This is a genomic window from Achromobacter sp. ACM05 (genome assembly GCF_019218915.1).
Classification (GTDB): domain Bacteria; phylum Pseudomonadota; class Gammaproteobacteria; order Burkholderiales; family Burkholderiaceae_B; genus Achromobacter; species Achromobacter animicus.
This window is the reverse complement of the sequence record NZ_JAHUWQ010000025.1, coordinates 1-255: the sequence shown is the minus strand read 5'-3', so window position 1 is coordinate 255 and position 255 is coordinate 1. Positions and strand designations below refer to the sequence as shown.

Sequence of the window (255 nt, the reverse complement as noted above, 5' to 3'; positions counted from 1 at the left end):
ACTGCGTGAAGTCGGAATCGCTAGTAATCGCGGATCAGCATGTCGCGGTGAATACGTTCCCGGGTCTTGTACACACCGCCCGTCACACCATGGGAGTGGGTTTTACCAGAAGTAGTTAGCCTAACCGTAAGGAGGGCGATTACCACGGTAGGATTCATGACTGGGGTGAAGTCGTAACAAGGTAGCCGTATCGGAAGGTGCGGCTGGATCACCTCCTTTCAGAGCTTATGTGCTCGTGTTAAGCGTCCACTCTTA

At 52.9% G+C, this 255-nt stretch carries 1 rRNA gene; it reads left to right on the top strand.

From position 1 onward, the window contains the following. A 16S ribosomal RNA gene (locus KW836_RS27730) occupies positions 1-219 on the top strand; the annotation flags it as partial. Between the last annotated feature and the right edge of the window lie 36 nt (positions 220-255).